Here is an 18,185-nt window from a genome sequence, read left to right as displayed (position 1 = left end):
GGCTGACGCCGACCAACTCCGCAAGTCGCTGCTGAGTAAACCCTTTCTGCGATCGCCTTTCGAGGACGGCGGCGGCCAGGTCGCTGCGAACATCTGCGATGAAACGGCTGGCCGCCCGCGCCCGCGCCCCTATCTCAAACCGAAATGACATCTTCCGGATTTACTCCCTCTACGCACAACGCATCACCCACACCAAGCGTGCGGCGCAATCGGCGCACCTCCAGCCGATAGCCGCGGTAAAGATCGTGATCCTTCACATGGTCGGCCCAGTCTCCAAAGACAGCGACAAAGCAGTCTCGCATGGCGAACCAGCCGAATATGCGGAAATCGACAGTCTTCAATTCCCAAACCGCATTTCGTTCGACCCGGATTGCCCGGAATTGTCGGCAATGAATGAGCGGTTTCCCTGAAACGAATGTATAGAAAAGAAAATCCAGCTGCTCGACAGGTCTGAGGACCGCACCGAGCGACGATGGTTCGTCTCTGCTTACGCGCTCGCTCAACCAGTTCACGAAGCTTGGTGTCGCGAAAAGCAGTCGCTTGGGTGACTGCTTTCGACCAAGCTGAATCTCAACTTTAACGATTGCTTCGGATGCCACGAGACTGTCAAACGTAGCCATAGCTGTCAATTAATCCATTATCATGTGGCAAGCCTTTCATCGAAGCTATCTATGGGTAGCATGAATTGCTGCACACCTGGATTGTATTTATCTAGCTTTCATATGGGTTAGAATGCCTAATCAAAGAAGAGTATAGCTCATACGTCATAGCGATACACATCTAATCCGTTACTCATTTCGAAGTAGGCGCTTTCTATTTCACATAGACCTGCGTTGCTGTCTTAGTCCGAACGGTTCTCTTGTTCGGCTCTCCTTCCGCGGCCTATTAAAAAGCTCGAGGGCGGCGAATGGTCGCTTGCCCCGTCATGGAGAACAGGGAGGATCACATGAGGACGATTGGAGCTCTCGCCGTCTTGCTGGCAAGCACGTCTTTGACATTTGCCGGGCCCCCGTCGCCGCCAGCCGAAAACGAATCGTTTATCGGCCAGGTGGGTGCATTCAACGGTGCTTTCGTCAGTCAGAACACTGGCAATAATGATGCTCTGACATTCCAGAATGGTGTCGGCAACTTCGCTGTCACCAATCAGGACAAGGCTAAGTCCAACACATCAGCCATCCTGCAATTCGGTGACGGCAACGTCGCCTTCGCCGACCAGAAAGGCAAGACGAACGATCAGAGCACGTTCCAAGCCGGCGTCATGAACTTCGCCTCGACCCTCCAGCGGGACGGCGCGGATAACAGCTCGACGATCGCCCAGTTCGGCTTCGGCAATTCCGCCTTCGCGGACCAGTCCAAGGGAGATAACTCCCAAGACACGTTGCAGGTCGGTGGCCTGAACTTCGCCTCGACCACCCAGACCGACGGCAAGCATGGCGGAAACGACTCCAGTACCATGCAGTTCGGCTGGGGTAATGGCGCCATCGTCGGCCAGGACGGCGGCGGCAACGACCAGACAACGCTGCAGGTCGGCGCCGGCAACTTTGCCGTCACCTCTCAGTTCGGTGTCATCGGCTTCAACGGCAATTCGTCGTCGACGACCCAGTTCGGTTGGGGCAATATATCCTTCGCCGATCAGGCGGGCGGCAACAACTCGCAAGACACGTTGCAGGCGGGCGCGCATAATTTCGCCATGACCGGCCAGTCGTCGTTCTTCGGCACGAACAAGGCGACCACGGCGCAGTTCGGTGTGGGCAACACCGCTCTGACATCCCAGATCGCCAATCCGCTCGGCTCCAACAATTCGATGATCGTGCAGGCCGGCTATCGCAATACCGCGATCGCTTCGCAATCGGGGCTGCAGACAGTGTTCCCCGTCAGCGGTTCGAACCTTCAGGGAACCATCCAGATCGGTTCGGGAAACTATGCCGTTACCTCTCAGACCAGCTCGAGCGGCCTGACGAACACGTCGGTTACGGCGCAGTTCGGCTATCGCAACACGGCCGTTACGGTCCAGCACTGAGTTTGCCGATGGAGGAGGCGAAAGCAAATGTCCGCCTCCTCCTTTAATGCGGCTGAACCAGCCATGTATGCCGGAAACAATGTCGGGCGATCAACATCCATCTTGCTTCTGAAATCCTTCTTGTCCGCGGCCTTGTTGTTCGCGTTCGCCGCTCCTGCCTCGTCTCAGGCTGAGTTTGAGTGCCTGATCAAAGCAGACAGGAAGGATGAGTTTCTTATGGTGCGGGCGATTGCAAAGTCTGTAGTAACAGTATCCGGAACATACAGGCTGGTTCTTTTCAAACATAGCGCAGCAGGTTCAAGCCAGAGCATTCAGCAAGGTAGCTTCGCATTAAAGCCAGGAGCAGAGAACCTTCTTGCCACGACAATGGTCGATTCAGGAAACGGGGTAGAACTGAACGCAAGGCTATTGATCGAAACCGATCGAGGTATATCACAATGCAGATTGCCAGAATGAAACGCCTGAACGATACGAAATCCGTGCTCGGCGCCGCTCTCGTCTTGGCTGCCTCGTTCTGCCAGATTGCAACGGAATGTCGAGCCGAGACGGCCTATGTCGCCCAGATCCCGGTAAATGTCACGACGACGGTGCGGCTCGGAAATCTGCCGCCTCAGCAGCAGCAATATCATTCTTCGTCCTCCCACCTTGCCGCAGGTATGGCCGCTACACCGGAAGCGATCCTAGTGCCGCGAGGCAATAACTTGGCAAGGACGCTGGAAATAGGAGCGCGCAACAGCGTGTATCACCTTCAGTCAGGAACGGGTAACAGCTCGACTGCCGGTATCATAGGGAACTACGGCAATATCAACATCCTGCAGGGCGGCAATAATCTGGAGTCGAATGTCGTATTGCTGAATGGCGCAGGCCTGAACGTAAGTGTTCTTCAACCTGCGGGTTCGGCACCTGTCAATGTGCTGATCGCACGTTTACCCGGTGGTGGCTTGCTCATCAAACGTTGAATGGGCGCAGCAGCCTTTGAAAATAGGGGAGGGGAATAGCAATGAGAATAGATGCGGCAATGATTACAGTTGGTCTGGTAGCCTTAGTGGCGGCGCCGGCCATGGCGGGGCAATTGGTCTATCAGCCGACCAATCCGACATTTGGGGGAAATCCGTTGAATGGTTCGTTCCTTCTTTCGACGGCGCAGACGCAGGGCGCCGGCGTCAAGTCGGGGCAGCAACAGACGCCGGATCTGTCCGGTCTCGACAAGGCCTTGAGTAATCTTGGGAACGTTAATCAAGGTACGGGTTCAACCGGAACATCTCCGGTCATCGTGATCCAGAGCGGCCAGGTGCCGGCCAATCCTTGAACCAAATTGATTGCGTCCTCGTTCGGTGTTGTTGGGAGCGATTTATTCGAGCGTCCATGTCACATGTTGGTTTTCCTGTCGCAGCCATTCTATGCGGATTGGGTCTTGGTGGCTGCGCCGCCGCGGGCAGCAGCCTCGACCCGATGAGCACTCCAGCGACGCTTATGCCCGCCACGAAGTCAGGTGTGGCGTTGGAGAGTCTGCCGCCACCCATACAAAAGCTCGATGTGGCGGTCTATTCCTTTCCCGATCTGACGGGACAGAACAAACCCAATGAAAACTTTGCCGAATATTCCCGCGCTCTGACGCAGGGCGGCGCGCAGTTGTTGACTGACGTGCTGACCAAGGCTGGTAACGGTAACTGGTTCAATGTCGTCGAGCGCACGGATCTGCAGTCGCTGCTGCAGGAGCGCCAGATCATCCAGAACACGAGATCGGCGGTTTACGGCGCGAAGGCTGGCGGCATCCCGCCGCTTCGGTTTGCCGGAGTGCTGCTGGATGGCGGTATCATCGGTTATGATTCCAATGAAACGACTGGCGGTATCGGTGCCAATTATCTCGGGATCGGCGGAAACACACAATACCGAAAGGACATCGTTACCGTATCCTTGCGGGCCGTCAGCGTCAGTACGGGGCGGGTGCTAGCCTCTGTCAGCACGACCAAGACGATCTATTCCGTGCAGTTGCAGGGATCGGCGTTCCGTTTCGTCGGCGTCGACCAGCTGCTCCAGATCGAGGGCGGTATTACACGAAACGCGCCCACGACCTTGGGCGTCCAGGAAGGCATTCAGCTCGCAGTCTATTCGTTGATTTTCGAGGGCGTAAGGAACGGGCTGTGGCAATTCAGGGATGCCGCCGCAGGCGCGGCGTTCATGCGATATCTGGACGAGCATCAAAGAGCCATGACGTACAAGCTCGATGCCAACGGCCGACCGATCGGTCCGGCGGTCGCCGTTCCCGCCGCCAGCGCGGCGCAACCGGCCGTGGAGGCCGCTTCCCAGCCCATCCTGGTCAAGGACAGGCCGAAGAGCTCATGATCGTTGCCGGCGCCAAATCATTTTTTCCGGCAGATTTCGGATTGTGCGTTGTCAGGTCCGCAGGTCGCAGCTCCGTCCTGGGTGCTGGCATTCGGATTTGGTTTGACCGGAGCCTTGCCGGCAGGTCCTTTCTCCAGGTTGCCGTTCTTCCTCGGCGGAATACGTCCTTTCACCTGGGGAATTTGGGTCTCTGAAAATCCGGAACGCCGGATAATGGGTTGACCGCTTGCTAGGACATCGGCTGAGCCAAGCGTTCCGGCAAGAAGCAAGATAGCCGTAACAGCAATGATTTTACTGGGATGCATCATGTCGATACTGCTCCTGAATCGCAATCTTGAGCCGAAATCGAATTATCGGCTCCGAACATGCCGCTCTCGAAGTTTCAGCTGGCCGAGGGCCTCTCGGTTTCATGCTTGCTGCCGCTCTCATTGGCGGTCTTGTTCTCGCCGCGCGCCTGGGGCGGTCGCCTGGTGCTTTGATCATTGCCTGCCGCCAAGATACAGTCAGCGTGATACCGCGCCTGACCCAACCGTTGGCAAATGGCCATCGGCCGGTGCGGCTGCAGCTCGCTCGGTCACGCCATTGCCCACATTCGGAAAAATGCTGCCTGCCAGTCGGACGTTCGCCTGCGTTCGTGATGCTTGCCTCGGCTTGTGCGGCATCACCCGGCGGTTAATCGGAGATCGAGGCACGGGCATGACGGATGTCTCCGGCAGCTGTTCGACGAAGGCAGGGTTTGCTTCCGCGGAGGGAGCCTGTTGCAGATAGCTTTCGTCGCATATGGCGCCATCGGTCAGCGCGAGCATGACGATCAGGGAGTAGCCGACAACGAGTCTTGATGTCATCTGAATCGTTCCCTGCGTTTTATTAGGATATTAAACGCCTATGTCCCTGCATTGAATAAATGAATTGAAATTCTTCGAATTTTTATCTTCTTTAAACGCAATTTGAAATTGATCAATATTCGACATTATTGCAATTGTACTATAAAATTGCAAACAAAATCGGGAGGATGGAATGAATTTATATTTGAAGACATTCCTGTGTTGTGTGATTTTCTCGCTTTGCGGAGCGGGCGTTTCCTCCACGCTCTGGGCCGATGATAGCTCAGCGACGCCGCAATCGGGGTCTCAAAATGTGACGCCGGATGCCGGCAAGAGCGATCCATCCAGCGCCGCGGCGCCGGCTCCGGCTACACCAGCGCCAGCCGGTCCGCAGATTAGCGAACAGAAGTTCGATGCGTGGATATTGCAATGTTCGGGCGACAAAACGATGAAGCCGCGCTGCCAGATCGTCTACCGGTTGACGTCACCGGATCAAAGGCAGGTGTTCATGGTCATCAGCATGGCGCGTTCCGCGGACAAGAAGATTGGCATGCAGATGGCTCTTCCGCTTGGTTTTGCTATTCAGGGTGGTGTGAAGATTGGCTTCGGCAGCAAATATTCGACGATGGCGAAGGTATCGCGCTGCACCACGCAAGGATGCCTAGTGGAGGGGTTGTGCCCACCCGCGATGCTTGCCGCCTTGATGAAGGAAAAGTCGGGAAAAGTCTCGATCCGGATGATGCAGGGAAACATGGCGGAGCTTCCGATCTCCCTGACCGGTTTCGGTGCCGCCTTCCAGGCTATGCAGGCAGACAGCGGATCATGATCGGGACGCTTCCGTCCACTCGCAGGTCATCGTTTTACGGCTACAAATAGAAAACTTCCGATATCGCTGCCAGCGGCCGCTTGGTGATCTCCGAAAATTCAGGATCTTGCCGACTTGTCATGAATTGGCCGGCTCCACGTCCTCACGTGTTTCCGGAAGGGCGGCGAAGGTGGCCACTCGCACGATCTCCTTCGCCGCTTCATCATCAGTCGACGCTACGTTCCATTCATCACCTGCAGGTCGGCGACATCGATGCCGTGCGTGTCGAACCACCATTCCGGTGGCATGTCGGGATATTTTTCGCGAAGGCGCAAATATTTGGAGCGCAATCGTTCCTGACGCACGACTTCCTGTTCGAAATAGGGATGGTCCAGTGCTCCGCCCATCACATGGATGCGGCGAAGGAGCTTTCGCAAGACATATCCCTGCTCCTTGTTTCCCGGCTTGTAGCCGCTCTCGACGATCGTCGTGACAGTGTCGCGCAACGTGCCGAGTGCATCAGCCGGTGGCGTGCCGTTCACGATCATGTCGAGACGTTCGGCGCCGAAACCCACGTCGATACAGGTTCCGAGCGGATTGACGATATTCCCGATCTCGATGCCATCCTTGTAGAACTCGGTGCAGTAGCCGCTGACGTTGCCGTCGCTCCAGGTGCATTCTTCATCCGGAACGATAGGAATGCGATCCCGATAAAGCGGCGTCCAATCCTCCAGTCGGTCCGGATGGATCGTGGTATGGTCCGGGACCAGGCCGAGCGTCCCGAGAAACTCGATCCAGAAGTCGATGGCGTCGCCGACGGTCAGTTCTCGAAACGAGAAAAGCCCTAGCATCGTGAAGTGGAGGAAATGGGTGCCGTCCCCGATTTCGTCGAGATCGCCCATTCTCAGGCAGGCCTGACAGTTCGCAACGGTTCCAATGAAGGATGGATCGGAGAAGAGGGGTTTGTACTGCTGCATCCCAGCGCTGCAGAAGAGCGTGGTATTATCGTGCGGCCGTACGGAGTCTATGCGTGTGAATTTGATGCCTTTGGAAAGGCAGAAGTCTTGGTATTGCTGGATCAGGCGTCCCGCGATGACATAGGCAACCTCCTTTGCTGTTCGTGTGCATTCTTAGAACATAGCGACACGATGTGGGATCTGCAATGCGCAGACGCGAGTTTCAGCTTGCAGGCGGAAAGTGCGTGCTGCTTCAGGTGGTGGATCTTCTTCACCTTTGCTACATGCCTGTCTTGCTTTTGTTGTAGATCAGGTCCCGAGGCGCTGATGTTTATTTTTGACGGGAGCGACGAGATTGCTTCATCGATCGGTTTGGTGTACGGCCTTAGCCCATAATGATCGCAAGCGATCGCCGCGCGACGGTCGTTGCTCTTAGAGAATGCAAGCCTCTCATCAATGCTGATTGTCCATCAACTGCGCTCCGTCGTCGAGCACACACTGAAATATCATGGTTAAACAGACAAAGCCCTTCGTTATCGAAATCAAATCCTCCCGTCGAACAAAAGCAAAGCCAGTCGAATCGGCAAGATCGATCTGGGGAGAGCTTGCAGCCGATCTCAAGCAGACCCTGGCGATGGAGCAGGAAACGCAGCCAAGCGCGTCTCAGCTCGCGGATCGCGCGGCGCTTCCGACACTCGATTGCGAGACGGTTATCGATCATGATGAAGCGACGGCTCCGCGGCCGGCGTTTCAGTTTCTTGAAAAATGGATTGCAAGGAAGGCTGAGAAGCCGAAGGCCGGCACGCAGGGCGTGGTTGAGGCGTTCCTCGCGCGGCTTGACCAGCAAAAGATCCTGCTTGCGGAGTTTCAGTCGGATCCCGACGGTTTCAAGCGCTGGCGCTCAGCGTGGTTTCGCAAGGTCACCGGTGGTTTCGGCGTGAGCGTCAGCCATGACCTGATCGATGCTGGTGGCGGTTTGCGATATGTCGTCGTCGATACGCTTGATGGCGTCTCTCAATTTCTCGAGGATCTCCGTCACCACGCGCAAACCGACGTGGATTTTCAGCGAGCTTTGGCGGTGAACCGCATGCAGCGCGCGGCCCGGCTGACTGGCGGCAAAGCAATCTGATGGCTTTTCGGGACAACGGTATGTCCCAGCTCAAAGACCGGGACTGTGGCGCGATCCGGCGGAGCGGCTTCAGCCACTTAACGTCCTGATCTTCGGTATCCTCGCCCTAAAGCCGCCACCCGCTTTGGCGCATCTGGCTCGTGTTTTCGGGTGCAGGCGGGCCATCTATCGGTGGCGTCTCAATATTTCACGTTCTTCCGGTGAGCGTGCCATGCGGTGCTCCCACAGGATAAGCAGGAAGCTTGAGGCGACGATGAGGAGGGCGCCGGCAAAGACGTTCGTCGCCGGAATCTCGGCCCAGATCACATAGCCGTACACGAAAGCCCAAACGAGGCCGCTATATTCGATGGGCGCCAGCGTCGACGCGGGTGCGTATCGAAAGCCTTCATAGAGCAGAAACTGTCCAATCGTCGAGATAATGCCGAGGGTCAGCATCAGTGCCCAGCCGCTCGCGTCAGGGGTCTTCCATGACCATGGAAAGGATAGGGCGCAGGCAATGCCGAATATCAGGCTCGTGGCATACATCTGGGTAAGCGTGGTCTCGCTTCGGCTGACGAGTCGGATCAGGATCGTGCTCCAAGCCCAGCAAAAACCCGCGACGATGCACATGGCGGCGGGCAGGAGGTTGGGCGAATGGCTTGGATTTGCCGCGATCGCCACCCCGATGAAGCCTCCTATGCAGGCGATCCAGCGGCCCGCATGGACCTTCTCCTTGAGAACGAAGATCGATAGAATCACGACGATCATCGGCGCCGAAAAGTATAGTGTCGTCAGTTCTGCCAGACCCAGATAGCGGGCCGCATTGTAGAAGAGCAGCCAGGCAAGCAGCATCAGCCCGGCGCGCAGGACGACCGTGCCGCGATAGGGGCTTTTGAAAATTGAGGGATGGCGCCGATAACGGACGAGCACGCCTGCGACCAGCACGATGACCAGACTGCGCATGAAGAGGATCTCCGGTACTTCGTAACTGGCGACCAGCCACTTCACCATCGCGTCCTGAAGGGAAAAGCAGGCATATCCCGCGCAGGCGAGCGCGATCCCTGCAATGGGTCCCTTCTCACGGTTTCCGGAAATCATATGGCCTCTCAGGGTATGTCAAATCGATACGGTCGCTTGCCATTGCAGGAAGCGGTTCGCGGTATGGTGGCGCGAGCGATCCTCTGGCTAAGCGCTTTCCCTCGAACTGACAAGAGAGCTCGAAATCATCATGCTGCTTTTATTGCGCTTTTCGTGAGCGCTTCCGTCGGCGATGGAACGAAACGCCGTCTGCGATGTTCCCCAACTGGAAAATCCCGGTGGCGACACTTTCTGGGAGGACATCGTGCCTGACCTTAGCGATATCATGCGGGTGGAGATGGACTGGCTGGATACTGTTGTCCGTCTGGTGCTGGTTGTCATTGCCGGAGGGTTGATCGGCATCAATCGAGAGATGGGCGGGCATGCGGCGGGGTTTCGCACGACGATCCTGGTCGGGCTTGCCGCGTGCCTGTCGATGATCCAGGCTAACCTCCTACTGTCCACATTGGGCAAGACGTCACAATCGTTTGCCTCAATGGATGTGCTGCGCTTTCCGCTCGGCGTCCTGACCGGCGTCGGCTTCATCGGCGGCGGCGCCATCCTTAAGCGCGGAGATCTCGTCACGGGCGTAACGACAGCTGCGACCCTGTGGATCATGACGGCCGTTGGCCTATGCATCGGCGGCGGTCAACTCATTGTCGGTTCTGCCGGCGCCCTCATCGCCTTTGTGGTGCTCTCGCCGTTTAAACAGTTCGATAGGTTGATCCCTCGCAGGCAGAAGGCGCGTATCGTGATAGAGCTGCCTTGCGATGCCGGCGTTGGGATCTCCGATATGCAGGCAGCGCTTGAACCGCTCGGATATGTCTTCTCTTTTGTCGGCAAGGCGGCGGGCTCGAGCGAGGCCACTGCGCATATTTCCTACGAGGTGCGATGGCGGCAGGCAGGACTGGATGGCGGCGGCGCGGGGCTGCTGGCATCCCTTCAAGAGCGTTATAAGGTCGTATCTTTGGAAATGCTGACGAGTGGAACTTGATACGACCCCCACATCGGAACATTCCGGAGCGGTGAAAGTTTGTCCCTAATTAAAGAGGGAGAAAACCATGACCGAAGCCAAGCAACAGACAAGGGCAAAGGATTCTCCGGATCGCGGCGACATACGGACCCTTCAGGCGCTTGATCAGGCCGCCGGTGGCTCGGGGGATGTCGCAGCCGAGGAGACGAGGCGACATCCGTCAAAGGAAATTCGGCCTGAGCAGGGTACGGATGACGCACGCTGCGAGGATTCAGCTGAATCCGACCGGCAGCGCGAGCAAACGGCCGATGAAATTTCCGTCTGGATTTCCAATGTCAGGACGACCTCCGGATCAGGGGAGGCGGGGGGCGACAGAATCTCCGAAGACCCGTCAGCCAGGACCTCCACGCCGACCCCGGAAAGGACCGATGAGGAAATTCGTACCGAGATCGAAGGCAGGCTGAAGGCCGACCGATTGCTAAACGAGGCGAGCATCTTCGTCACTGTCAGTCGCGGGCGAGTCGTTGTCGAAGGGTCTGTTGAAAATCACGAAGCCAAGCAGCGCGCCGAGGCGATCTCCCGGCAAGCCAGCGGCATAATCGGGCATGACAGCAATCTTACCGTGCGCAAATCCTCGTAGGATCAGGACTTCGACATGCGAATGCTGCTGCTCCTCATTTTCGGCTTGATGATCGCGTCCATTCTGGGGATTCTCGTCATTAAGCCGTTTACGTCGAGCGATCATAGAGATTCTGGCGCCGTTACGCACGGTCCCATAGAGCAGCCCGAGCCAAAGCCGTAGGGAAGATCGGCTCTATTTGTTTGGCTGTTGGCCGTTTTGCTGTTCTTTCGGTTGGTCGCCAGGCTTGATGACAGGCGTGTTGCCGACCTGCGGGGCGGGCTTCTCCATTTTGCTGTCACCAACGGGCGGTGGCTTCAGCACGCCGCCGCAGTCGGACAGCTTCTGGCTGGGATTGCCGTCCGGCGTGGACGTCTGCCCGCTTTCCGCATGCCTGTTGTCAGTCTGCCGGTTGGTATCCTCTGCCTTGCATCGATCGTCGTTCGATTGCTGTGCGAACACGAAATTCGATGACATGACGGCCGCGACCGCCGTTATCAGCAGGAAGCCTGCGTATTTGGCCACCGCACTCCGGGTGTTCGAAAGGCGCAATCGATTAAACCGGGGCGGAGATAATGGTGTTGACGCCGACGATTCCCTCGGTGGCACCGCGCTGATAATAATCCTTGTCATTGTTCACCTCGATGACGGTATGGATTGTCGTCGGACACGACCGGGACCACACGGTAGAGCATCAAAGGCCCTTCCCTTTCCGTCTCCTCGAATGTTGGAAAGGTCGCAGATCGGATGGGTAGGAAGCTCGACTGCCGTTTCGTTGGCTATGGAGAGAAAGCGGAAAAATCTCCATATTCTTCAGCACCATCGCGTCCGCTTGGCACGATCTACGACCTCATTGGGCTAACGCCGGGCTTCGCACATTGTTCCGGTTTAATGCCGATCGGATGTAGGTGCTCCTTTGATGGAACCATCTTTCGGCGTCTCTGTTAGGTCCATATGGAATTTGTAGAGATGGAGGCTTGCCATGGCATTCGAGGAACCGAAGAAGCCCCAGGATCAGAAGAAACCATTGTCCGCGACCGAGGCCCGCCAGGGGGTGCGTGGCACGCATCTGTCTACCATCTTGATCACGGCATTGGTTCTGGCGGCAATCGTATGGGCGGGCGTTGAAGTTTGGGGTCGTTATATCGAACCAAACAAACCGCAGAACCCGGCGCCTGCAATAAGTTCCTCAAGCGGTCAGCCGCAGACCGGCACGATAGACAATACGCCGCCAGCAGGGCAATCCATACAACCCGCTCCAACCGATCGCACTGAGAACAACCAGCAAGGCACAAAGAGCACGCCAGCCCAACCAAATCGCGACGGAACGCAGAATTAGCGGGCGGGCTCTGGAAATTCATAGGGATCAATGTGTATCGCGGATATCCGTTCCTCTTTGAGGGATCGGACATGGGAACGGCTTGCCGGCGGGAACTGCCGAAAAATTATCCGACGCGGCGATCCTCGGAGGGGGTGTCTTCCTCGGATTCCTGAGCGTCATTCTTGGGTGGGTTTGTTGCAGCCCTTCGCCGAAACCTTGCGAGCACTTCTTCTCCGTCCACGGAGGCTCGCGTTCTCTCCATAATCTCGCGTTCCTTGGCCGCCTGCTCCCAGTGATGCTGGCTGCAGCCCCAGGGACGGCCGGCTGCTTCCCAAATGGCGTAGGCCCTCTTGCTGATCCACTCGAACCGTTCGTCCGTCATTTTTTCCTCCTTCATGGACGCTCCCACAACTGCGGGTGAGTGCGAATGTTCCCTATTGGGAACAATAATGATTCTGATGTGTTCCACTTTAGGTTCAGAAGTTCACAGGCTCATGAATCCATGACAGCAAGAGGAGGATCGAATGGCTTTGACGTTGATCAGCAAGGCCTTTGCTGAGAATACGCCGATACCGAGCAAATACGCGCTGGATGGAGAAAATATATTCCCGCCGCTTGCCTGGGGCGGCGCTCCCAAAGGGACCCAAAGCTTCGCCTTGATCATCGAGGACCCGGATGCGCCGGCGGGAACATTCCGGCACTGCGGCATCGCCAACATTCCGGCGGAGTGGAGCGGATTGGTTGAAAACGTGGATGCTATACAGGAGCAGGCGCTGCGTTTCTATAAGAATGATTTCGGCAATGCCCGTTACGACGGTCCGCGTCCTCCGGCAGGCGATCCGCCCCATCGGTACGTTTTCCGGCTTGCCGCGCTCGATGTAGCGCGGATGACGCTTCCCGAAGCCGCCGGCGCGGAAGCCATGTGGCAGAAAGTGAAGAAACACATGCTTGCAGAGGCAAGCCTTACTGGCAGCTACCAGTCGTAAGCCACGCTTTGCAGGCAGACATGATCGGCGGTTCCTGCCGCCGAGGGATGGTTGCAATGAGCAGAAGAGACCCAGACGGTGCGTACAAACAGGAACCGCGCACGTTTTCCGCGGAAGATGCACGCCAAGGCGAGATCATCCTGAAGCGACGGTGGCAGCGTCTGGTGTTCATCGGCGGACTTGCCGCCGTAGTCCTCGTTATCCTGCTGGTCCGCTTTGCCGGATAGGTGGGCAAAATTTCAACCTCATCCAAAGGAGATGTCATCATGCCAGCAAAGTCGAAATCACAGCAAATGGCCGCCGGTGCGGCGCTTGCCGCCAAACGTGGCGAACGAAAGAAGAGCGAACTGAAGGGTGCGTCGAAAAGCATGGTCGACTCCATGAGCGAGAAGGAGCTTCACGACATGGCCTCGACCAAGCAAAAGGGAAAGCCGCAGCACGCATCCAAGTCCTGAGATCCAGGAACGCTGCACCGCGGTATTTCCGGCTGCTCTATCGCCTCCACCGCCAATTTGAGACTTCCGGCATATCCTCGCCGTGCCGGCGGACGTAATCGTGATGCTTGGTGAGTTTTGCCTTCAGGCCATCCACGACCTCCGGCACCTTCTCCGATAGGCCGGGAATACGATTGATCGCCTGCAAGGCGAGATGGTAGCGATCGAGTTCATTCAACACGGTCATGTCGAATGGCGTGGTCGTTGTACCCTCTTCGATGAAGCCGCGAACATGGATGTTGTCATGGTTGGTCCGCCGATAGGTCAGGCGGTGGATCAGGTAGGGATAGCCGTGATAGGCGAAGATCACTGGCTTGTCCGTGGTAAAGATCTGATCGAATGCCTGATGATCGAGACCATGCGGATGCTGTTGTGGGTCCTGCAGAGCCAGGAGATCGATCACGTTGACCGTGCGGATCTTGAGATCGGGGATCGCCTCGTGCAGCAGCATGACGGCAGCAAGCGTCTCCATGGTCGGGACATCCCCTGCGCAGGCCATCACGACGTCAGGGGCGATGGTGTTGTCTTCGTAGCTCGCCCAATCCCAGATGCCGACGCCCGTCTTACAATGGGCGGCCGCTTCGTCGATGCCGAGCCATTGCGATTCCGGCTGCTTGCCGGCGACGATGACGTTGATCCGGTCATAGGTCCTGAGGCAATGATCACCGACCCACAGCAGCGTATTGGCGTCCGGCGGCAGATAGATGCGCACGATGTCGGCCTTCTTGTTGGCGACGAGATCGACGAAGCCCGGATCCTGGTGGGAAAAGCCATTGTGATCCTGTCGCCAGACATGCGACGTCAACAGATAGTTCAACGACGAGATCGGCTTGCGCCAGGGCAATTCGCGCGAAACCTTCAGCCATTTGGCATGCTGGTTGAACATGGAATCGACGATATGGATGAAGGCTTCATAGCACGAAAAGAGCCCATGCCGACCCGTGAGCAGGTAGCCCTCCAACCAGCCCTGACATAGATGTTCGCTGAGCACCTCCATCACCCGCCCGTCGCGGGACAGATGGACGTCATAATCCTCGATCGCCTCCATCCAGACCCGATTCGTGGCTTCGAAGACGCTGCCGAGCCGGTTCGATTCCGTCTCGTCGGGGCCGAAGATGCGAAAATTCTGCTTGGCATCATTGAGCTTCAGCGTGTCGCGCAAGTAGTGCGCCAGGATTTCGGTGGATTGTACCTGCTTGCTGCCGCGCTCGCCGATCTCCACGGCGTAATCTTCGATGGACGGAACCAGAAGCTCCTGGCGCAGCAGGCCGCCATTGGCGTGGGGATTGGCGCCCATGCGCCTTTTGCCCCGCGGCGCCAGCGCTTGCAGCTCCTCCTTCAGCCGCCCGCTATGATCGAAAAGATCGTCGGGATCGTAGCTTCGCATCCAGTCTTCCAGGATCTTGCGATGCGCCTCGTCGCCGCGGCAATTGGCGACCGGCACCTGATGCGCGCGCCAGAATCCTTCCACCTTCTTGCCATCGACCTGCTTGGGGCCGGTCCAGCCTTTCGGGCTTCGCAACACGATCATGGGCCAGCGCGGCATGCTTTCCGACGACGTTTGTTCACGTGCGTTTCTTTGTATGTCGCGGATGCGGTCGAACACCTGGTCAAACGTGCCGGCCATCGCCTGATGCATGGCGGGTGGTTCATGTCCCTCGACGAAGAAGGGTTCGTAGCCATAGCCTGAGAGCAGCTTGTGCAGATCGTCGTCATCTGCGCGGCCGAGGATCGTCGGGTTGGCGATCTTGTAGCCGTTGAGGTGGAGGATGGGCAGTACCGCGCCATCGCGCGCCGGATTGAGGAACTTGTTGGAATGCCAGCTCGCAGCCAGAGGTCCGGTTTCGGCCTCGCCGTCGCCGACGACGCAGGCAACAATCAGATCGGGATTGTCGAAGGCGGCGCCGTAGGCATGCACCAGTGCATAGCCCAGTTCGCCGCCCTCGTGGATGGAGCCGGGCGTTTCCGGTGCGGCGTGGCTCGGAATGCCGCCTGGGAAGGAAAACTGCTTGAACAGCCTTTGCATGCCTTCCGTCGTCTCGGAAATATCCGGATAGATCTCGCTATAGGTACCCTCGAGATAGGTGTTGGCAACCATGCCGGGGCCGCCATGGCCGGGGCCGCATATATAGATGACGTCGAGATCGCGTGCCTTGATGATGCGGTTGAGGTGCGCATAAATGAAATTCAATCCGGGCGTCGTGCCCCAGTGGCCGAGCAGTCTCGGCTTGATATGCTCCGGTTTCAGCGCTTCGCGCAGTAGCGGATTGTCCATCAGATAGATTTGGCCGACCGACAGATAGTTTGCCGCTTTCCAGTAGCGGTCGATCAGGGAGAGTTCCTCGGGCGAAAGCGGTGTGGTCACGGCATTCATCTGCGTCTCCTCGTTTTCGTCAGGCGACGAGGGCAACCGCCTCCTCGGCGATCACACGTTCCTCGTCGGTCGGGATCACGAATAGCTTCACGCGGCTGGATGCCGCGTTGATCGAAGTCAAATTGCTGTCGTTTGCATCTTCATCGATCTCAATACCCAGCCACTGCAACCTTCGTGCGACACGCGTCCTGATCTCAGGCTGGTTTTCACCGATGCCGGCGGTGAAGACGATGGCGTCGAGACCGCCCGTCGTTGCGCATAGCCGCCCGATCTCGCCTGAGATGCGCAGGCAGAACAAATCTATGGCCTCGGCGGCTTCCGGGCTCTTGTCATCGAGCAGAACCCGTGTGTCGCCGCTGATGCCGGAGACGCCGAGCAGGCCGCATTGATGGTAGAGGAAATCCTCGATCCGTTCGGGCTGCTGTTTTCCCGTCCTCATGAGATAAAGCAGGGCGCCTGGATCCAGCCAGCCGGGACGCGTTGCCATGGGGATGCCGTCAAGCGCCGAGAAACCCATGCTCGTGTCGCGACTGGTGCCGTTTTCCATCGCGCACAGGCTGGCGCCGCTGCCGAGATGACAGGTGACAACCTTTCCCTTCGCTGCCTCCGGATCGATCTCGCGAAGCTTTGCGGCGATGTATTTATAGGAGAGCCCGTGAAAGCCGTAGCGGCGCACGCCGTCATCATGCATGGCGCGCGGTATCGCCAGCCGCCGCACGACGTCGGCTTGCGACGAATGAAAGGCCGTGTCGAAGGAGGCGGTCTGCTGGACGTCCGGCCGCAGCATTTGCATTGACCGAATGGCACGCAGAGCCTGCGGCTGGTGCAGAGGCGCAAGAGGAACAAGCTTCTCGATCCGCTTGATTGCAGCCTCATCCAAGAGGACAGCCTCCTGAAACGCCATGCCGCCGTGAACGACGCGATGGGCGACCGCCCGGAGCTTGCCGGGAAGATGGGCGAGCAAATGATCCAGCGTGTCGGAGATCACGGAGACGAACTGCGTGCCATTATCGCCCCTGATCGTCTTCTCGTATCTATCCGTGCCGATGGAATAGCGGAGCATCAGCGGGCTCTGATCGAAATCGATCTTGCCGCGGCCGACATTCCTTGCCCCTTCGGTCGCCAGCTCGAAGACCCCGATTTTCAAGGTCGAGGAGCCGGCATTGAATGTCAGCAAGACATCGTCAGACATATCAGCCTCGAATGAAGGGTGTCGACTACCGGAAGCTAGCGCACTCCAGCCCGGAGGCAACCGGGCATAGGGCCGTAGCTCCTCTTATCGATATCGGTCTGTCGCTTAGCGCTTCCGTTGACTGCCTGTTCAAGAGAGCTGCGCATTCGGCGTGTCGTCAGATTTCCATCATATCTTCGAATGCTTCGGGGAAGCTTTCGCGCGCCACTTTCTCGTTGATGACGAGCATGGCCTCATAGGAGAGCGGATCGAAATCCTTGTCGGCGGGCAGTACCTCCCGTCCGAACAGGAGGTTCAGCCGCGCAGCATCGAGATTGCCGCGCTCGAAAGGTTCCGCTCCGAAATAATGCCAGAGCGCGTGCAGGAATGCGGCATCAATCAGATGTTCCTGCGATCCTGGCCGCGCACGCCGCGGCAGTTTCTTGATCGGCGTCACGCCCTTGGGATTTGCGCGGCGAATGGTGAACTGCACCCCTGTGCCCGGCATGCCGGAAGGAAAGCCGCGGTGTTTCGTCATATCGGGAAGCTTGCCCATGGCTGCTGCTCCTCTCTTGATTAAGCAATCGGATGGCGCCTTTTCCGATGTCAGGCAAGCCGATGCGATGGAGAAGGCCGTGTAGCACCTACTCTGTCGTGATTTCCCTCCGGCAGTCAATTGCGGGACGAGGCTTCGTTGTGGAAGCGGCGCCATCCTGGCTCGGCAATGGGGAAAGTTCTCCGTTCCGAAGATAAGGATTAGCGCTCGCCAGAAAGCGGAGGCACTTGTGGAGGAGGGCCCTGCACCGAAAAATACAGTTCCACATCAAGCAAATGATACATGAGCGCGGCGAGGGTGACAAAAAGAACAGTGCCTAGAATGAACCGAAGAAATGTCGGCCACAAGTAAACCATGATGATCGGCGTCAGACGTGCCAACATCGAAAGCCAATCGATAAGTGTGGGCGTCTTCTGTTTGTACATGATGTTTCCCTTGAGGGCTTGCCGATATCGTTCATCACATCACTGTCCCACGGAAGGCCGCATCCCTATCGAGGGGCCTTCGTGTCAACAGCGGCTGCCGCATTAACAAAAATGGCGATTGGTCGCCGCG

General features: G+C 57.5%; 24 protein-coding genes. 13 read left to right on the top strand and 11 right to left on the bottom strand.

Translation table 11 applies throughout. The features are described from left to right. Positions 1-134 precede the first annotated feature (134 nt). Positions 135-599 carry a hypothetical protein gene (locus FBZ97_RS18205; RefSeq protein ID WP_246661796.1) on the bottom strand — a complete coding sequence of 155 codons (465 nt, stop codon included), beginning with the start codon at positions 597-599 and terminating at the stop codon, positions 135-137. Positions 600-946: 347 nt separating this feature from the next. On the opposite strand from FBZ97_RS18205, the gene FBZ97_RS18200 reads away from it, so the two are divergent. From FBZ97_RS18200 to FBZ97_RS18180, 5 genes are read left to right on the top strand one after another with little or no spacing between them, the layout of a single operon-like run. Then, positions 947-2,020, top strand: coding sequence for a hypothetical protein (locus tag FBZ97_RS18200; protein WP_113353317.1), 1,074 nt, complete (start codon positions 947-949; stop codon positions 2,018-2,020). Between the two features lie 27 nt (positions 2,021-2,047). Then, positions 2,048-2,476: a curli-like amyloid fiber formation chaperone CsgH gene (gene csgH, locus FBZ97_RS18195; RefSeq protein WP_145321352.1), complete on the top strand. Its 429-nt coding sequence runs from the start codon at positions 2,048-2,050 to the stop codon at positions 2,474-2,476. Continuing rightward, on the top strand, positions 2,458-2,979 hold the full coding sequence (locus FBZ97_RS18190) for a hypothetical protein (protein WP_145321354.1): 522 nt from the start codon (positions 2,458-2,460) through the stop codon (positions 2,977-2,979). The genes csgH and FBZ97_RS18190 overlap by 19 nt, the downstream gene beginning before the upstream one ends. Before the next feature lie 41 nt (positions 2,980-3,020). Next, positions 3,021-3,329 (top strand): curli assembly protein CsgF, encoded by a 309-nt coding sequence (locus FBZ97_RS18185; protein WP_145321356.1) that lies wholly within the window; start codon positions 3,021-3,023, stop codon positions 3,327-3,329. 56 nt (positions 3,330-3,385) lie between these two features. Next, positions 3,386-4,366, top strand: a complete 981-nt coding sequence (locus FBZ97_RS18180; protein ID WP_083258300.1) for a CsgG/HfaB family protein — start codon at positions 3,386-3,388, stop codon at positions 4,364-4,366. Between the two features lie 17 nt (positions 4,367-4,383). On the opposite strand, the gene FBZ97_RS18175 is transcribed toward FBZ97_RS18180, so the two are convergent. After that, positions 4,384-4,674 carry a hypothetical protein gene (locus FBZ97_RS18175; protein ID WP_145321358.1) on the bottom strand — a complete coding sequence of 97 codons (291 nt, stop codon included), beginning with the start codon at positions 4,672-4,674 and terminating at the stop codon, positions 4,384-4,386. A 195-nt stretch (positions 4,675-4,869) separates the two neighbouring features. Next, positions 4,870-5,211, bottom strand: coding sequence for a hypothetical protein (locus FBZ97_RS18170; protein WP_145321361.1), 342 nt, complete (start codon positions 5,209-5,211; stop codon positions 4,870-4,872). A 172-nt stretch (positions 5,212-5,383) separates the two neighbouring features. Here FBZ97_RS18170 and FBZ97_RS35070 point away from each other — a divergent pair, with 172 nt between their 5' ends. Next, positions 5,384-6,016 (top strand): invasion associated locus B family protein, encoded by a 633-nt coding sequence (locus FBZ97_RS35070; RefSeq protein ID WP_113331199.1) that lies wholly within the window; start codon positions 5,384-5,386, stop codon positions 6,014-6,016. A gap of 215 nt (positions 6,017-6,231) precedes the next feature. Here FBZ97_RS35070 and FBZ97_RS18160 read toward each other — a convergent pair whose 3' ends face one another. Continuing rightward, the gene (locus FBZ97_RS18160; RefSeq protein ID WP_145321363.1) at positions 6,232-7,089 is read right to left on the bottom strand and encodes an alanine--tRNA ligase-related protein; all 858 of its coding nucleotides are present in this window, start codon (positions 7,087-7,089) and stop codon (positions 6,232-6,234) included. A gap of 370 nt (positions 7,090-7,459) precedes the next feature. On the opposite strand from FBZ97_RS18160, the gene FBZ97_RS18155 reads away from it, so the two are divergent. Beyond that, on the top strand, positions 7,460-8,080 hold the full coding sequence (locus FBZ97_RS18155) for a hypothetical protein (protein WP_145321365.1): 621 nt from the start codon (positions 7,460-7,462) through the stop codon (positions 8,078-8,080). Positions 8,081-8,245: 165 nt separating this feature from the next. On the opposite strand, the gene FBZ97_RS18150 is transcribed toward FBZ97_RS18155, so the two are convergent. Further along, entirely contained in the window at positions 8,246-9,157 is a 912-nt protein-coding gene (locus tag FBZ97_RS18150; RefSeq protein ID WP_145321367.1) for a DMT family transporter, read from the bottom strand. Positions 9,158-9,422: 265 nt separating this feature from the next. Here FBZ97_RS18150 and FBZ97_RS18145 point away from each other — a divergent pair, with 265 nt between their 5' ends. Then, positions 9,423-10,130 carry an MgtC/SapB family protein gene (locus tag FBZ97_RS18145; RefSeq protein ID WP_145321660.1) on the top strand — a complete coding sequence of 236 codons (708 nt, stop codon included), beginning with the start codon at positions 9,423-9,425 and terminating at the stop codon, positions 10,128-10,130. Positions 10,131-10,197: 67 nt separating this feature from the next. Next, positions 10,198-10,749, top strand: coding sequence for a BON domain-containing protein (locus tag FBZ97_RS18140; RefSeq protein ID WP_145321369.1), 552 nt, complete (start codon positions 10,198-10,200; stop codon positions 10,747-10,749). Positions 10,750-10,923: 174 nt separating this feature from the next. On the opposite strand, the gene FBZ97_RS18135 is transcribed toward FBZ97_RS18140, so the two are convergent. Beyond that, positions 10,924-11,361, bottom strand: a complete 438-nt coding sequence (locus FBZ97_RS18135; RefSeq protein WP_145321371.1) for a hypothetical protein — start codon at positions 11,359-11,361, stop codon at positions 10,924-10,926. A gap of 349 nt (positions 11,362-11,710) precedes the next feature. On the opposite strand from FBZ97_RS18135, the gene FBZ97_RS18125 reads away from it, so the two are divergent. Beyond that, positions 11,711-12,067, top strand: coding sequence for a hypothetical protein (locus FBZ97_RS18125; protein WP_145321373.1), 357 nt, complete (start codon positions 11,711-11,713; stop codon positions 12,065-12,067). 106 nt (positions 12,068-12,173) lie between these two features. On the opposite strand, the gene FBZ97_RS18120 is transcribed toward FBZ97_RS18125, so the two are convergent. Further along, positions 12,174-12,431 carry a DUF2934 domain-containing protein gene (locus FBZ97_RS18120; protein WP_145321375.1) on the bottom strand — a complete coding sequence of 86 codons (258 nt, stop codon included), beginning with the start codon at positions 12,429-12,431 and terminating at the stop codon, positions 12,174-12,176. A 142-nt stretch (positions 12,432-12,573) separates the two neighbouring features. On the opposite strand from FBZ97_RS18120, the gene FBZ97_RS18115 reads away from it, so the two are divergent. From FBZ97_RS18115 to FBZ97_RS18110, 3 genes are read left to right on the top strand one after another with little or no spacing between them, the layout of a single operon-like run. Further along, positions 12,574-13,035, top strand: a complete 462-nt coding sequence (locus FBZ97_RS18115) for a YbhB/YbcL family Raf kinase inhibitor-like protein (protein WP_145321377.1) — start codon at positions 12,574-12,576, stop codon at positions 13,033-13,035. Between the two features lie 56 nt (positions 13,036-13,091). After that, complete coding sequence (locus FBZ97_RS34450) at positions 13,092-13,262, top strand: hypothetical protein (RefSeq protein WP_186449511.1); 171 nt, start codon at positions 13,092-13,094, stop codon at positions 13,260-13,262. A gap of 39 nt (positions 13,263-13,301) precedes the next feature. Next, the gene (locus tag FBZ97_RS18110; protein ID WP_095438378.1) at positions 13,302-13,490 is read left to right on the top strand and encodes a DUF3008 family protein; all 189 of its coding nucleotides are present in this window, start codon (positions 13,302-13,304) and stop codon (positions 13,488-13,490) included. A 37-nt stretch (positions 13,491-13,527) separates the two neighbouring features. Here the strand turns inward: FBZ97_RS18110 and FBZ97_RS18105 are convergent, their stop codons facing one another. From FBZ97_RS18105 to FBZ97_RS18090, 4 genes are all read right to left on the bottom strand, one after another. Next, a complete protein-coding gene (locus FBZ97_RS18105; protein ID WP_145321379.1) occupies positions 13,528-15,903 on the bottom strand; it encodes a phosphoketolase family protein in 2,376 nt (791 codons plus the stop codon). A 19-nt stretch (positions 15,904-15,922) separates the two neighbouring features. Further along, positions 15,923-17,095 (bottom strand): acetate/propionate family kinase, encoded by a 1,173-nt coding sequence (locus tag FBZ97_RS18100; protein WP_145321381.1) that lies wholly within the window; start codon positions 17,093-17,095, stop codon positions 15,923-15,925. 157 nt (positions 17,096-17,252) lie between these two features. Beyond that, positions 17,253-17,630 carry a hypothetical protein gene (locus FBZ97_RS18095; protein ID WP_145321383.1) on the bottom strand — a complete coding sequence of 126 codons (378 nt, stop codon included), beginning with the start codon at positions 17,628-17,630 and terminating at the stop codon, positions 17,253-17,255. Positions 17,631-17,830: 200 nt separating this feature from the next. Next, positions 17,831-18,055 (bottom strand): hypothetical protein, encoded by a 225-nt coding sequence (locus tag FBZ97_RS18090; protein ID WP_113395105.1) that lies wholly within the window; start codon positions 18,053-18,055, stop codon positions 17,831-17,833. Positions 18,056-18,185: the final 130 nt, after the last annotated feature.

It is taken from the genome of Rhizobium sp. ERR 942 (assembly GCF_007828395.1).
GTDB lineage: Bacteria > Pseudomonadota > Alphaproteobacteria > Rhizobiales > Rhizobiaceae > Rhizobium > Rhizobium dioscoreae.
The sequence above is the reverse complement of the archived record's forward strand: the minus strand, read 5'-3'. Positions and strand labels throughout refer to the sequence as shown.

Coding starts and splice junctions, on each gene's coding strand:
- FBZ97_RS18100 (WP_145321381.1), bottom strand. CDS start 17,095: ATGTCTGACGATGTCTTGCTGACATTCAATGCCGGCTCCTCGACCTTG.
- FBZ97_RS18185 (WP_145321356.1), top strand. CDS start 3,021: ATGAGAATAGATGCGGCAATGATTACAGTTGGTCTGGTAGCCTTAGTG.
- FBZ97_RS18190 (WP_145321354.1), top strand. CDS start 2,458: ATGCAGATTGCCAGAATGAAACGCCTGAACGATACGAAATCCGTGCTC.
- FBZ97_RS18170 (WP_145321361.1), bottom strand. CDS start 5,211: ATGACATCAAGACTCGTTGTCGGCTACTCCCTGATCGTCATGCTCGCG.
- FBZ97_RS18120 (WP_145321375.1), bottom strand. CDS start 12,431: ATGACGGACGAACGGTTCGAGTGGATCAGCAAGAGGGCCTACGCCATT.
- FBZ97_RS18145 (WP_145321660.1), top strand. CDS start 9,423: ATGCGGGTGGAGATGGACTGGCTGGATACTGTTGTCCGTCTGGTGCTG.
- FBZ97_RS18200 (WP_113353317.1), top strand. CDS start 947: ATGAGGACGATTGGAGCTCTCGCCGTCTTGCTGGCAAGCACGTCTTTG.
- csgH (WP_145321352.1), top strand. CDS start 2,048: ATGTCCGCCTCCTCCTTTAATGCGGCTGAACCAGCCATGTATGCCGGA.
- FBZ97_RS35070 (WP_113331199.1), top strand. CDS start 5,384: ATGAATTTATATTTGAAGACATTCCTGTGTTGTGTGATTTTCTCGCTT.
- FBZ97_RS18175 (WP_145321358.1), bottom strand. CDS start 4,674: ATGATGCATCCCAGTAAAATCATTGCTGTTACGGCTATCTTGCTTCTT.
- FBZ97_RS34450 (WP_186449511.1), top strand. CDS start 13,092: ATGAGCAGAAGAGACCCAGACGGTGCGTACAAACAGGAACCGCGCACG.
- FBZ97_RS18150 (WP_145321367.1), bottom strand. CDS start 9,157: ATGATTTCCGGAAACCGTGAGAAGGGACCCATTGCAGGGATCGCGCTC.
- FBZ97_RS18115 (WP_145321377.1), top strand. CDS start 12,574: ATGGCTTTGACGTTGATCAGCAAGGCCTTTGCTGAGAATACGCCGATA.
- FBZ97_RS18140 (WP_145321369.1), top strand. CDS start 10,198: ATGACCGAAGCCAAGCAACAGACAAGGGCAAAGGATTCTCCGGATCGC.
- FBZ97_RS18125 (WP_145321373.1), top strand. CDS start 11,711: ATGGCATTCGAGGAACCGAAGAAGCCCCAGGATCAGAAGAAACCATTG.
- FBZ97_RS18095 (WP_145321383.1), bottom strand. CDS start 17,630: ATGGGCAAGCTTCCCGATATGACGAAACACCGCGGCTTTCCTTCCGGC.
- FBZ97_RS18110 (WP_095438378.1), top strand. CDS start 13,302: ATGCCAGCAAAGTCGAAATCACAGCAAATGGCCGCCGGTGCGGCGCTT.
- FBZ97_RS18105 (WP_145321379.1), bottom strand. CDS start 15,903: ATGAATGCCGTGACCACACCGCTTTCGCCCGAGGAACTCTCCCTGATC.
- FBZ97_RS18090 (WP_113395105.1), bottom strand. CDS start 18,055: ATGTACAAACAGAAGACGCCCACACTTATCGATTGGCTTTCGATGTTG.
- FBZ97_RS18135 (WP_145321371.1), bottom strand. CDS start 11,361: ATGACAAGGATTATTATCAGCGCGGTGCCACCGAGGGAATCGTCGGCG.
- FBZ97_RS18180 (WP_083258300.1), top strand. CDS start 3,386: ATGTCACATGTTGGTTTTCCTGTCGCAGCCATTCTATGCGGATTGGGT.
- FBZ97_RS18155 (WP_145321365.1), top strand. CDS start 7,460: ATGGTTAAACAGACAAAGCCCTTCGTTATCGAAATCAAATCCTCCCGT.